The organism is Halomonas colorata (assembly GCF_014897985.1).
GTDB lineage: Bacteria > Pseudomonadota > Gammaproteobacteria > Pseudomonadales > Halomonadaceae > Vreelandella > Vreelandella colorata.
The window spans coordinates 35449-48142 of sequence record NZ_JABUZA010000018.1 but is presented as its reverse complement, the minus strand read 5'-3'; the positions used below and the strand labels follow the sequence as shown (position 1 = coordinate 48142).

11 protein-coding genes and 1 pseudogene are annotated in these 12694 nt (G+C 54.2%); 5 read left to right on the top strand and 7 right to left on the bottom strand.

Annotated elements, in window-relative coordinates:
* Positions 1-11: 11 nt before the first annotated feature.
* Complete coding sequence (locus INT33_RS10855; protein ID WP_192538018.1) at positions 12-494, bottom strand: PRC-barrel domain-containing protein; 483 nt, start codon at positions 492-494, stop codon at positions 12-14.
* A gap of 127 nt (positions 495-621) precedes the next feature.
* Positions 622-819, bottom strand: coding sequence for a CsbD family protein (locus INT33_RS10850; RefSeq protein ID WP_192538019.1), 198 nt, complete (start codon positions 817-819; stop codon positions 622-624).
* Positions 820-1329: 510 nt separating this feature from the next.
* Here INT33_RS10850 and INT33_RS10845 point away from each other — a divergent pair.
* Both INT33_RS10845 and nfi read left to right on the top strand, forming a co-directional pair.
* Positions 1330-3063 (top strand): DEAD/DEAH box helicase, encoded by a 1734-nt coding sequence (locus INT33_RS10845; RefSeq protein ID WP_192538020.1) that lies wholly within the window; start codon positions 1330-1332, stop codon positions 3061-3063.
* A 138-nt stretch (positions 3064-3201) separates the two neighbouring features.
* Positions 3202-3912 (top strand): deoxyribonuclease V, encoded by a 711-nt coding sequence (gene nfi / locus INT33_RS10840; protein ID WP_192538021.1) that lies wholly within the window; start codon positions 3202-3204, stop codon positions 3910-3912.
* A gap of 65 nt (positions 3913-3977) precedes the next feature.
* Here nfi and INT33_RS10835 read toward each other — a convergent pair whose 3' ends face one another.
* Positions 3978-4700 (bottom strand): glutamine amidotransferase, encoded by a 723-nt coding sequence (locus tag INT33_RS10835; protein WP_192538022.1) that lies wholly within the window; start codon positions 4698-4700, stop codon positions 3978-3980.
* Positions 4701-4893: 193 nt separating this feature from the next.
* On the opposite strand from INT33_RS10835, the gene tpx reads away from it, so the two are divergent.
* The gene (gene tpx / locus INT33_RS10830; RefSeq protein ID WP_192538023.1) at positions 4894-5397 is read left to right on the top strand and encodes a thiol peroxidase; all 504 of its coding nucleotides are present in this window, start codon (positions 4894-4896) and stop codon (positions 5395-5397) included.
* Here the strand turns inward: tpx and INT33_RS10825 are convergent.
* Positions 5387-6070 carry a gamma-glutamyl-gamma-aminobutyrate hydrolase family protein gene (locus INT33_RS10825; protein ID WP_192538024.1) on the bottom strand — a complete coding sequence of 228 codons (684 nt, stop codon included), beginning with the start codon at positions 6068-6070 and terminating at the stop codon, positions 5387-5389. The genes tpx and INT33_RS10825 overlap by 11 nt on opposite strands.
* 53 nt (positions 6071-6123) lie before the next feature.
* Positions 6124-7131 carry an amidoligase family protein gene (locus tag INT33_RS10820; protein WP_192538025.1) on the bottom strand — a complete coding sequence of 336 codons (1008 nt, stop codon included), beginning with the start codon at positions 7129-7131 and terminating at the stop codon, positions 6124-6126.
* Between the two features lie 177 nt (positions 7132-7308).
* Between INT33_RS10820 and INT33_RS10815 the strand changes: the two are divergent.
* Positions 7309-9735, top strand: a pseudogene (locus INT33_RS10815) (mechanosensitive ion channel family protein).
* Here the strand turns inward: INT33_RS10815 and INT33_RS10810 are convergent.
* On the bottom strand, positions 9655-10083 hold the full coding sequence (locus INT33_RS10810; protein WP_192538026.1) for a hypothetical protein: 429 nt from the start codon (positions 10081-10083) through the stop codon (positions 9655-9657). The pseudogene INT33_RS10815 and the gene INT33_RS10810 sit on opposite strands and share 81 nt — an antisense overlap.
* A gap of 118 nt (positions 10084-10201) precedes the next feature.
* Positions 10202-11113, bottom strand: a complete 912-nt coding sequence (locus INT33_RS10805; protein WP_192538027.1) for a DnaJ domain-containing protein — start codon at positions 11111-11113, stop codon at positions 10202-10204.
* 112 nt (positions 11114-11225) lie between these two features.
* Here INT33_RS10805 and INT33_RS10800 point away from each other — a divergent pair, with 112 nt between their 5' ends.
* The gene (locus INT33_RS10800; RefSeq protein WP_192538028.1) at positions 11226-12650 is read left to right on the top strand and encodes a hypothetical protein; all 1425 of its coding nucleotides are present in this window, start codon (positions 11226-11228) and stop codon (positions 12648-12650) included.
* Positions 12651-12694: the final 44 nt, after the last annotated feature.

The following is a 12694-nucleotide window of genomic DNA, read 5'->3' as shown; positions in this document are numbered from 1 at the left end:
GAAAGACGGTACTACTCGTTAGTGGATACGGCTTCACGGGTTGATTGCCAAGCGCTTTGCGCGCCATCCCGGGTGGTTTCCCAGGCGTCACGTGCATTAGCCTTAGTTTGTTCCCACCAGTCACGATCATAGGCTGGGAAGCCTTCCACTTCTTCAGCAGTGGCATTAAGCATAATGCGATGTTCAGTGTCACCATCACTTTCAGTATGCGTTTCAAGTGAGAAGTAGTCGGTGCCTACCACGATTTCGCGGCCACCCAGACCTAATACCGCTCCACTTTCAATAACTAGCGCATTAATACGCATTTCTTCATCGAACAGGATGTTTTCAACTTCCCCAATCTCATCATCCGAACCATTGGCGAAATAAACTTCGGCATCAAGGATGTCTTCTGCAGAGTACATACCCTGAGGCTCTTGGGACGCCTGCACACCGAATGCCAAGCTGCCTAAAAGTGCAGTTCCGATAGCGGTCGTTAGCATTGATTTACGCATAGCATCTCTCCATGTAGCTAATAGCATCAGCAGGTGCCAAGTAAGGGAAGGATCCGTTTGCTCAGCACCTAAAAATCGATTTACCCAAAAATAGCTATGTAGTAACTATGTAGTAACTACGTAATAACTACAGACCGTTGGCCCAATCATCAGCACGTTTCTCAGCCTCTTCACGCTCAAGACCATACTTTTGCTGAAGCTTACCAACTAGTTGATCTTTTTTACCGCCGATTTGATCAAGGTCGTCGTCGGTAAATTCACCCCAGCTGGAACGGGCCTTGCCTTTCATTTCCGTCCATTTGCCTTCGATTTGATCCCAGTTCATATATCGCTCCTTGAATAATTGCTGAACATGTTTAGGCACTTATTAAGTTAGACGATATTTAAACAAGTGCAAGTGAAGTTGTTTGATTTGGGTGAAGTAAAAAAACTAGCCATTCGTCTATTGCGGTGTTAGGATGCGCGCTCCTCGCATGTGTTGACCCCTCCATCACGACGATAAGCGTTTGACTACGTGATTTTATATTTGGATACGTAGCAAGGCTTGCGGGAACATCTCGATAATGCAGATGTTCATTGCTGTGAAGATGGCGCGCCTCCAGCATTTCACCAAACGGGTGAAATCGGCGCAGAAGGTCGCCACAGCGGTTGGCCCGTAATGACGGTATTGCCAACCGGATGCTAGGTGCGACCGGCGTCTCCGACTCCACTGATGACATTAATCCGTTTAACGGAACCTGTTTTTCGATGCTGCCTTGTTTAGCGCGTCGATGTCAGAGTCAGAGACGCTTATGATGTTTTTTGCCGGTACGACCGGCCTACCAAGGTGTGATTAATGACCTCGACTTCTGTCGCCTCGCCGAGCTTCGGCGATCTGGCTCTATTGCCTGCCGTTCTGTCTGCTGTTGAAGCACAGGGCTATGTAACCCCTTCGCCAATCCAGGCGCAAACTATTCCTGCGCTGCTGGAAGGCCGCGATATGTTGGGCCAGGCACAAACGGGTACCGGTAAAACCGCTGCGTTTGCACTGCCATTATTGTCGCGTTTAGAACTGACACGTCGTGAACCACAAGTGTTAGTTATGGCACCAACCCGCGAGCTTGCTCAGCAGGTTGCAGCCTCCTTTAGTAAGTACGGTCAAAACCTGCAGGGTCTTGAAGTTGCGACCCTGTGCGGTGGTCAAGAGTATCGTGAGCAGTTAGGCGCGCTGAAGCGCGGTGCCCAGGTCATCGTTGGCACCCCTGGCCGTATTATCGATCACCTGGACCGTGGCAGCTTGAAGCTGGATGGTTTGTCAGCCCTCGTGTTAGACGAAGCTGACGAAATGCTGCGCATGGGCTTTATCGACGACGTTAAACGTGTGGTCGCCGATACCCCGAAAGATGCTCAGCGTGTGTTCTTCTCGGCAACCCTGCCGACTGAAATTGAACGCATTGTTAATCGTTATCTGGTTGATCCGGTAAAAGTGGCGATTGAGTCGCGCACGACGACTGGCGAAAACATTGAGCAGCGCATTGTACGTGTTGATGGTGGTGCCAAGCTTGAAGCGCTGTCGCGCATTCTTGAAGTCGAAGCGGTTGATGCGGCGATCGTATTCGTTCGCACCCGTGCGGCGTGTACTACGCTGGTTGAGCAGTTAACCGCACGTGGCGTTAACGCTGCAGGCCTTTCTGGTGATCTTGACCAGAGCCTGCGTGAGCGCACCATTACGCGCTTGAAGCGTGGCAAGGTTGACGTGCTGATTGCAACCGACGTTGCCGCTCGTGGTCTTGACGTGCCGCGCATTACGCACGTTATCAACTATGACCTGCCGCAAGACGCAGAAGCCTACACGCACCGTATTGGCCGTACCGGCCGTGCTGGCCGTAGCGGTATCGCGATTACGTTTGCCGGTTTCCGTGAAGGTCGTAAAGTAGGCTGGATGGAACAGGCAACCGGTCAGAAAATGACCGAAATGCCGCTCCCTGACGAAGCCGCTATTCGCGCTCACCGTGATGAAGTCTTCCACCATCGTGTGGTTGCCGCGTTGACCAAAGGTGCCGAAGAGCAGCTGGCACTGGTTGAGCGTCTAGTGGCCGAGGGTCATGACCCGATCGTGCTGGCCTGTGCATTTGGCGCAATGGCGCGTGCTGATGAAGCACCGATCGGTCGCCTGCAGGCGCCGCGTAAAGAGCGTGCACCGCGTGAAGGCGGCAGCAGTGCCAAGCCAGGTGCTCGTCGTGAGCGTGGCGCAGAACGTGGTGGTGAGCGTTCTCGCACACCCAGCGAAGGCATGACCCGCTACCGTGTATCCGTTGGCCATAAAGATGGTGTCAAGCCAGGCCAGCTGGTAGGCGCGCTGGCCAATGAAGGCGGTATTGAAGGTGCACGTATCGGTCGTATCGATATTCGTAACGCTTTCTCTGTCGTTGAGTTACCTAGCGGTCTGCCCGCTACTATCCTGACCAAGATGGCCCGTGCGCGTGTCGCCGGTCGCCCGCTTGAAATCAGTGAAGACAGCGCGCCGGATCGCGCTCCGCGCCGTCGTCGTGATGATGGTGACGCGCCGGTCCGTCGTCGCGAAGCGTAATCGCTTAAGCGGTTACTAGCGGTCAACGCCGCGTCTAAAATGCCCTCGCCCGGAAACGGTGCGGGGGCATTTTTTTGCTACCCTTAAAGAGGTTGAAGGTAGAAATGCATCAAGGATACACGCGACAGGGAGTCGATAATGAACGCGCCGCTTCACGAGTGGAATTTGTTACCCAAGGACGCCATCGCGCTGCAAAAGCAGCTTGCTAAACAGTTGGAGCTTGCAGATCGTATTGACCCGGTCGCACATATTGCTGGAATGGATATTGGCTTTGAAGACGATGGAGCGACCACGCGGGCGGCCGTGGTGTTATTGAAATGGGATCCGGCACCAGCACCTGACCTAACCGTCGTTGAGCAGATCGTTCATCGCGAGCCAACGCGGATGCCCTATGTGCCGGGGTTGCTTTCCTTTCGGGAAATTCCGGCAGCGCTTGGGGCGTTTGAAAAACTCAGCATCATGCCTGAATTGATTATGGTGGACGGGCAGGGTATCGCCCATCCGCGTCGATTGGGTATTGCTGCGCATTTAGGCCTGTGGCTGGATTTACCCACCATCGGAATCGCTAAATCACGCCTGTATGGAAAATACGCTGAGGTCGGGGAGGCGCGAGGAGACTGGGTGCCGCTGCGGGCAGGTAACGACACGATCGGCGCCGTGCTGCGCTCGCGGGCCAAGGTAAAGCCCGTGTTTGTGTCACCTGGGCATCGTATCAGCCTTGAAACATCACTTGACTGGGTAATGCGTTGCCTGGGGCGCACCAAGCTGCCAGAGCCTACTCGCCTGGCAGATAGGCTCGCCTCGCGACGTGGTCAGCGTACAAAGCAGCTTCAGGATTCCTTGTTTTAAAGTATCTAAATTAAGCTGTCTAAATTTAAACTATCTGAATGTAAACCAGCTAAAACGGTAAGACGTTATGGCGCTAGAAGCGCTACAAAACGTTTTAACAGGCTCGTCGCGTCCGGCGTTTCGGCCACCTGAGCGGCAATTGCCTCAGGGTCTTTTTCTTGATCAATTAAAATCCCACGCTGGGCATCTATATAAGCGCGCATCACAGGCATCGTGAATTCTGGGTGGAACTGCACGCTCCACTGGCGTGGGCCGTAGCGCAACGCCTGATGCGCGTCATGTGAATTGCAGGCTAACACTTCAGTGCCTTCGGGCAGCGATAACACGGACTGAGCATGGGTCAGATGGGCCTTGAAGCGCTCGGGTAGCTGACCAAACAGCGGGTCGTTAAGACCGGCATTCGTCAGAGCCACGCTATGGGTGCCCAACTCGCGCCCATTGGGGTGATAGTCGCTAGTACCTCCTAAGGCCGCCGCCATCAGCTGATGGCCATAACATACTCCTAGCATGGGTATATCTGCTTCAAGGGCATCCTGCAGCCAGGGTTTTAGCCGTTCACTCCAAGGCTCTTTATCGCTAACCATGCTGTGTGAACCGGTAATCATGATGCCTGCCAGCTGTTTCAGCGGCACGGGCGTGGGGTCTCGTTTGGCATCCCACACGTGAAGTGTCAAAGATTCGGGCAGCGACTCGCGCAGTTGTTTTTCAAAAAGCGTTTCAAAATCACCGTGCTGTTCGACGACATTAGGAAACGCATCACCGGTTTTAACGATTACGACACAAGCCATGTTGATTCTCGGTTAGCCAGATAAATAGACGAAACAAACCCTTCCGCGCATTATAAGGTCACATCATAAAGTGCCCATTAGCCTACCACGAGCATGACACGTAACGGGTATTAATGGGGTCAAACATGGGATGATGCGAGTGCCAACATGAGCAGGGAATCCCTTCTCAAATCAGTCTGATAGAGGAAGTGCAATGCAACAGATTATGCGTGCCGGTGAACCGATGGATGTGGCTGGGGTTATTCCTGCTGCCGAGCAAACCGCACCAACCATGGTGCTCACCAACAGCGACCTTCAAGACGTAACGCTGGATACCTATGCGGGTAAGCGCAAGGTCCTCAATATTATTCCCAGCGTCGATACGCCGACGTGTGCCATGTCCACACGGCGCTTTAATGAGCTGGCCTCTAATCTTACCGACACTGTTGTGCTGGTCGTGTCGGCAGACTTGCCGTTTGCCGCCAAGCGGTTTTGCGGCGCGGAAGGGCTGGATAATGTCAAAACGCTGTCTACTTTCCGTCACCCGGAATTTTTAGAAGCCTGGGGCGTTGCTCTGCGCAATAGTCCCATGGAGGGCTTGTGCGCGCGAGCCGTCGTGGTGTTGGATATGGATAACCGCGTGCTGCATAGCGAGCTGGTCAGTGAAATTAAAAACGAGCCTGACTATGAGGCGGCATTAGCAGTACTTAAGGCGTAGCGCTTTTCTGACACTTTCTGGCAGCCTCCAGCAGCGCGCGAATCAGACGCTGCTGGGGGCGATTAAAAATCAGCCACTCCGGGTGCCACTGAACACCAATCAAAAAGTCATGCTCACGCGATTCGATGCCTTGCACAAGCCCGTCGCGGTCACGAGCGACAATCGCAATCCCTTGGCCTGCCTCGTTAACTGCCTGATGGTGGAGGCTATTTACACGGCACCAAGTAACGCCCAGTAGTTGGTAGAGCTGGCTTGCGCCTACAATGTCGACCGTTTTACGGGGCAGTACCGTGCGCCTGCGCTTTAAGCCTTCGTGGGTTGTGTAGATGTCAGGATCCAGCGTGCCGCCTAAATGTACGTTGATTAACTGCGCGCCCCGGCAGATCCCCAGGACAGGCGTGTTCAACGGAATAAAGCGCTCAAGCAGGGCAAGCTCTAATTCATCACGGGCAGGGTCCAGGCGTACATCAAGCTGTAACTCGCCACCATAAAGTGATGCCTGGATATCGTCGCCACCCCCAATAATCAAACCATCCAGATACGCCGGTAGTGGGCGTGAAGGGGAAAGGCGTAAGGGTCTTCCGCCATGGCGCCATACGGCAAACCAGTCAAAACACCAGGCAAGCTGGCTTTTATAATCTGAGGTGGTAATTCCAATAAGCGGCCGGGACATTCAGATTGATTCTCTTGAGTCGTCAATAAGTAGCGTGCTGCCCAAAAACTGCTCTAGCGGCGGCGAACCAGTTTCATCAGTTTATCTTTTAAGCGCGTTAGAAACGGTCGGCTGTGCTCGGCGATATATTCATCACAGCGCGCACGAAGTGCCACGCTATCGGCGGCAAGCTTTTCTACTTCAGCCCAGCGGTTCCATTCAGCCACGGCGCCCCAGCCCGGTTGAGAAAGCTGAGCATTGGGCAGCCGGTAGTGAAAGGTAGGCCGGGGTTTTATAAGCTTGGTATGCAGCAACTCATGGGGGTGGTCGGGGCGCAGGTGAGCAAATAATGGAAGTAGATCAAGCTCGCGATTACGCGTGGCGTTATGCACCAGATAGTCGTCGATAAAGGTATCAAGATCTGGGGCATAGCGGCTATCGAGTAGTTTTAAAGCGTACTCTTTGGGAAGCGGGTTCGCGTGAGGCAGCATTTCCCGCGTGATATCCACTTTAATTTCATCACGCAGCCAGTGGGCCAGTAACAAATAGGCGCGCATCATCGCCAGCAGGTAGCTAGCGCTTGTACACTCCACCTCAATATTAAGGTGCAAGCCGAAGCCATACAGCAGGCTGGCATCGGTGCCTTTGGCACCCTGGTCTCGCAATGCCTGAAAAATAGCATCCAGGTCTTCAAGCTCATTCCAGGGAACCGGCGGGCAGACGAGCTCGGTGGGTACAAAGCCTGCTACCATATCACCGATCAGCTCGCGGGTTTTTTGATGAAACTCGACACGGCGTTGCTGCTGGTGACGCTGCCATTCGCTATCGGAGTCGCGATGCTCATCCAGTAATGCCTGGTCGGGATGGGCATACTGAGTATCCAGTTCAATCCCAAATACGCCCCAGCGAGTATTTTCAACCAGTAGCCGATGAGGGCTGACCACGTTAAGCTCACCCCCAAACAGATCGCGAACGACGAGGGCCGTGTCGCGCGGCGGCAGGCCGGCAAATTCAATCTCAACGCCTATGTGGCGTATTTTGCCGTCACTATTTAGCCGGTTCGGTGGAGCTTGTAGCGTCATCTCGGCATCCTGTGAGGTGAACGTTTAAACTACCAGCCTATCATAGTCATTCATGAACACGGTCACTCATGAGTATTGTCTCTCATGATTACAAGCACGCAGTAAGGCTGAGCGTATGCCGTGAAGTGAGTATTAGCAAACACGGTGTCATCTACTAATCCATTTTGGGAGCAAGACGTGCGACAGCACTGGATAATCAACACTGTCATCAGCGTCGTTTTGACGGTACTGGTTAGCGTAATGGCGACCCAGGCTCAGGCGCAGAGCGTCTCACTACCCAGCTTAGCGGGAGAACCCAGTGATGAAGTGAATGTTAGCAGCGAGGAGTTTCAAAGCTCCCTCAATGACGTCATTTCCATGCTTGAAAACGAAGAGCGGCGTACCGAGCTCTTGGGTTCTCTGCGTGAGCTACAGGTAACGGCCGATGCCGCTGAAGAAGACACCGGGACGCGTCAGGGGCTTTTAGGAGCGCTTGCCGACACGCTGACCGATATCGGTGAGCAGGCCCAGGCTGGCGACTCGCCTATCGACGAGTGGTCGCGGCAGCTAGTGCAGGGGGCGGCCGATCTACGCGCCCTTAACGATGGCGCAGGCCAAGGGGCGGCGCTGCGTGCGGTGATCGATAGCACTATTTTGGCCATTATTTGGATCACACTGTTGGTCGTGATGATTGCTTTCGGGCGGCTGGTGGCGAACCGCCGAAACTGGCCGCTGGATTTGCCCCGTGACCCCAAGGCATGGCTACTTGCGGCGCACTTTTTACGCCGTATGCTGCCTTGGGCGCTAGCCTTTGCGATTACGCTTGGCATCGGTCAGCTACTGCCTTACAGCCCCGGCAGGACGCTGGTGCTGGTGGTTGCCTATATTTGTCTGTGCGGGCGTGCACTCTCGGTGGTATTTGAAACAGTCATCGCCTTCTTTAGCCGTGGCCATCGCTTTACCGCGGTTCAGGTGCTACAGCAGCGCGCCTTGCGCGGGCTGTTTGTGATAGGTGCTTTGATTGCGCTGGGTGATGCGGTTAACTCCACCCGTTTGGTGGAGCTATTGGGCGGTGAACTTGCAGGCTTGGTGTCGGTGCTCGCCAACATGCTGGCCGCGCTGCTGTCGGCGCGCTTTATTATTAAGTTTAAGCGTCCTGTGCGTCATCTCATTTGTAACCGCCCCTATAAACAGCGTCGCGATGCCAACGGGGCGGTAGAAATGATTCGCGCCCTGGGTGGGCTTTGGCATATACCGGCGTTGCTGTTAGTCGGTGGCTCGTTGCTGGCTATCTTTATTACCGTGGGCGATGTGGGCACCGCGCTTGCTCGTTCGATTATTTCCGCCAGCCTGCTGGTATTAACGCTGGTAATAACGGGGCTACTAAGACGTCAGGCGGCTCGTATGTACAAGCGGCGCCATCGCCACCGCTATAGCCAATACCGTAAACGTCTGGAGCGGTTTGGTTTTGTGTTGGCGCATATCTGCTCATGGATGGTGTTTGCCGAGCTTTCCATGCAGGTCTGGGGAGGTTCGCTGTTTGGTATTGGCCAGCAGGCTGTTGCCAGCTCGCGTATTGGTCAGGCACTGGTTAGTTTGGGCGCGACCGTCCTGCTTGCCTGGCTGGTGTGGATATTTGCCGATACGGCGATTCAGCGTGCGCTGACCTCTTCCGTTCGCGCACGTGGACGGCGGGTGAATCAGGCGCGTGCGCAGACCATCACGCCGATGATTCGCAACGTGATTTTTGTGACCATATTGATCATCGCATTCATTGCCGGGCTTGCCAATTTAGGGGTTAACGTTACGCCGCTGTTGGCGGGTGCCGGTGTGATCGGTCTGGCAATTGGTTTCGGCGCCCAGACCCTGGTTCAGGATTTGATTACCGGTATTTTTATTCTGATTGAAGATTCGCTGGCGGTAGATGATTTCGTACGTATCAACAACCACATGGGCACGGTAGAAGGCCTTACGCTGCGCACCGTGCGGCTACGCGACTTAGACGGCGTCGTGCATATCATTACCTTCAGCCGTATTGAGTCGATCCATAACATGTCGCGCCAGTTCGGTATCGCTCTGATGCGGATCCGTATTCCGTATGATATGAAAATTGATGATGCGATTACGCTGATGCAGGAAACCGCGCAGGAATTGCGCAAAGATCCGATGATGCGCCATTACATCTGGTCGCCGCTGGAAATGCAGGGCGTGCAGGGATTTGAAGAAGGCTGCCCGGTATTGCGGATGCGTTTTCGCACCGCGCCAGAGATGCAGTGGGATGTTTCACGGGCGTTTAATCTGCTGCTAAAACAGCGGATGGAAGAGCAGTCAATCGATCTGGGCGTGCCGCGTCTCAGTGTCAGTATGGAAGCACGCTCAGAAGACCGCATGGAGCCTACTGAAGGCACTGATCTCTCGTTTGGCGATGCGCAAACGTCAGATGCTGAGGATCAATCCAAGAAAAAGCCCGAGCCGCCTAAACCGGCTCCACGGCCTACCCAGGCAGAAGTAAAGCGCGATGAGCGTGAGCGTAACGTGCCTGCCTCACGTACCTAGCGTTTGGCTCAGGGCGATCCCCACGGCAATGCCGACGCCTGTGCCAATGATGAAAGTGGCGATGAGTAATCCCGCGCCACGCAGGCCACGCCAGCGGTTGTGGAGCCCTACGGCGTGGCTGACACGGTCGACCAGCTCATCATGACGGGAGGCTGTTTGATCCGGTAAACGCGAAAAATCATTGGCGACATCGCCTTGCCAGTGTGCGCCGTGGGTTAGCCCCAGCCGGGCGCGCAGCTGGCCGATATCGTTAAGCGTCGCGTGGGCCTGATCGTAATCTTTGCGCCTTTTCTCCACCGCAAAAACGGCCTCTGCATCCTGGCGTAGGGCGCTGTTGGGGCAGCGGGCCACGGCTTGCTGTAGCTCTTCATCACTTGCCTGCGGCGAGACGCTAAGGCGTTGGTACAAATCACGCATAGAGAGATCGGTTCTTGTAGATAGTTTTTATGGATAGTGTTTAAAGATAGTGTTTACAGATAGTTGTTACAGATAGTTTTTAAGGAAAGTATTTATAGACCATTTTTATAGGTCATTTTTATAGATAATTTTGCATTAAGTAATCATAGGCGCTTTTGATCCGTTGAAAACGCGCCGAAGCGAGCGCAATTTGTTGCTCACTCCCAGTATAGAAACGGTCAGGGTGATTGAGCTGTGCCATACGCCGGTAGGCGCGGCGTATTTCAGTTTGGCTAACCCCGGGAGTTAATCCCAAGACAGCAAGCGCACGAGTGGTGCGATCAGGTGGGGGCGCTGTCCGCTGCTGACCATACTGCGAGCTGCGCTGTTGCCTTGCCCGCTCATACTGTCTTTGACGCTGAGCAGACTCTTGGTGTTGACGGGCTTTTTCGCGTTCGGCTTTTTCCTGGGCTTGCGCATGCGCCCGCTGAGCCTCTTCCTGCTGGCGCTTTTTTTCTTTTTCCTGCTGCGCGGCATGAGCCTCGGCTTCGCGGGCCTGCTGGGCATAGTACTCGGCGTCGTGTACTCGCCAGTAGGCATCGCGACTGGGGTCCTCTGGCCTGGCCAACGGCTGCCCTGTCAGCTCCTGAAACAGCGTACTTAGCGTGGTGGGGGCAACGTTGAGTAAGTCCGCCAGAAAACGCAAGATGTAATGATTGGCCAGCGAAAGTTCGCCACTGTCTGTTGCGAGCGTAATAGCCTGATGCATCACACTCACGCTATGCTCTTGAGAGCACTCTTTGCGAATGACTTCAGCGGCCAGTTGAATTGCTAGCAAATCCTGCTGCTGAGCGATATGCATAACAGGTCCCAGCTCATGCCCATGGCGAAACTGTGCGGATATCTGGGCTAAACGGCGCCGCCGCTGGCCCTCCGACACGTGTTGACGGTGTGCCAATACCCAAGCTAATACCAGTAGCTTTGCCGTATCCACTTGGCTGCGGCTTTTTAAAAGCAGCAGCTCAAAGGGAGAAAAACGGGCAATGGACATTCCCTGGCTCCAAAGGCGAAGAGGTGAATCATAACCGCAAAGAGCGGATCATCATGATGATGGGTGTCATGGTATATCATCGCGATAGGCAATGACGTAGGAGATTGTTCAGGTGATCAGCGTTGAGCGTAAAAACAGCTACCAGCTGCGCCTCACCCGGCGGCTCAAGGAAGAGACATCGCATAGGCTTGACGTCTATCTTTTTGTACCCGGCGAGTTGGGCCTAAACACGCATGTTATCTCTGAAGAGGCATTTTATCACGCTTCGATTAGCGTCTCTCGGACTTACTATAGTGACGCCCACCACTTGCCGCTTGTGCAGAGTCGGCTTGCCAGCCGTAATCAGTTGGGCAGCGAGCCTTATCGATTAAGCTTGAGCCTGTATGCCTACCAGTATGTGGTGGCGATGGAGCGCACCACTCAGAAAATGCTGGTAAGTGAACGCAAGCTGCGTGAAGAAAGGCAAAAAGAGTCCAAGGATGTTCAAGAGCTTAGCGACGAGCTGTGCGCGCAGCTATACGAAACACAGGATTTGAGTGAAGGGATCCTAAAAAGGATGCGGCGTAACCAACCCACCGATGAGAGCCTTTATAAGTATTTTGCCAATATCGACAATTACCTATCGTGGTTTACCGAGCAGCAGCTGCTCGCGTTGGTTGCTCATATGCCGCGCGGTGGGGAGTTCAGTGAGATAAAGCGGCGCTATATCAGCGTATGCGAAGGCGAAAGCGAGTACCGGCGTGAACAGCAGTACAACGCCGAGCGCGTTATGGCGGACCCCACCCGCATGTCAAACAAGATGCGCCTGCTGCGGCGGTTGATCGAATACCCGATTACGCTGAAACAGACATCCCTTGAGCTGGGCAGCGGTGAGCAAAAGGCGGTCAAAGCCATTGCTACCGCCGTCGTGATGGCCTGCGTAACGCTTGGGGTCTTGCGGGTGCGTGAAGTGGTGGGCGATATCACCGCACTGTTCGTACTGGCCATGGCGTTACTCTATGCCATGCGCGAGGTGTTTAAAGACGACTTGCGCAATACGCTCTGGCGCTTGTTACGGCGCGGTCGGCCAAAGTGGCGTCGCCAATACGAAGATCCTACGCGTAATTCGGTCGTCGGTCGTCAGCTTGAGTGGTTTGACTACAAGCGCTATGCCGCGTTGGATGCAGATGTTCAGCAGATGCGCAGGCGCACGGTCGCTCAGCGTGAGGAAATTGTGCTGCACTATCGCTCCAGCTCGCGGATGTCGCCCACCCGGTTTTTAAGTGGCTACGAGCACACCCGAGAAACGCTGCATATTGATCTTTTGATGTTGACGCGTTTGATGAGCAAAGAGAAGCACCATATCTATCGCTTAAAAGATGGGCAATCAGTGCGCGAAAGCGTCGAACGGCGTCACTTATTTAATCTGATTGTGCGCGAGACGGGAAGCGAAGACACGCCGTATTTAGCGCGCTGGAAAGTCGTCGTCGGCCGCTCGGGCATTGTTGACGTTGAAAAGGTAGCGGAGAGCAGTACTGCTATAGACCCAGCGCATTGAGTCGAGCGGGATACCCTAAAACCGCCTGCAAGCGGCGGTTTTAG